This is a genomic window from Vibrio sp. 1580 (genome assembly GCF_033340055.1).
Window position 1 is genome coordinate 1 of the sequence record NZ_JAWOVT010000206.1, and the last position, 787, is coordinate 787.

The following is a 787-nucleotide window of genomic DNA, read 5'->3' on the forward strand; positions in this document are numbered from 1 at the left end:
CAAACTAAGAATTTCCAATTACGACAACCTAATTCCAGGTGGACGCTACCACAACTTCAAAGATTTCATCGCTTTTCCAAACGTCGGGCGAGAATACCTCGAAAACAAACCAATGCCACCAATGAAGTGTGCAGACTTTGAAGGTTACGCCAACAGTTTCGAAGCCATCAAAGCCAAAGACATTCTACTCTACTACCCTTATCACACCTTTGACCATATTGGTGAATTGGTTCGCCAGGCATCCTTTGACCCGAAAGTGCTCAGCATCAAAATTAATATCTACCGCGTAGCCAAAGACTCTCGCTTGATGAACTCTTTGATTGATGCGGTGCATAACGGCAAAAACGTTACTGTAGTCGTTGAGTTGCAGGCGCGATTTGATGAAGAAGCAAATATTGAATGGTCAAAAGTTCTGACTGAAGCTGGCGTGCACGTCATCTTTGGTGCGCCCGGTTTAAAGATTCACTCAAAGTTATTGATGATCAGTCGCCGTGAAGGTGACGATATTATTCGCTACGCGCACATTGGCACGGGCAACTTCCACGAAAAAACCGCTCGAATCTATACCGACTTTTCGCTGCTCACCGCAGACCAAGAAATCACCAATGAAGTGCGCAACGTGTTTGGATACATTGAGAACCCTTATCGCCCAGTGAAGTTCAATCACTTGATGGTTTCTCCGCGTAATTCGCGCACCCAAATTTACCGCCTGATTGACAATGAAATCGCCAATGCAAAGGCGGGCAAAAAGGCAGGATTAACCATAAAGGTCAACAACCTCGTCGAT

The 787-nt window shown here is 45.4% G+C and carries 1 protein-coding gene; it reads left to right on the forward strand.

The annotated features are described in order from the left end of the window. Positions 1-787, forward strand: a 787-nt coding sequence (locus R7093_RS25045; RefSeq protein ID WP_318146992.1) for an RNA degradosome polyphosphate kinase, incomplete at both ends; no start/stop codon positions are given.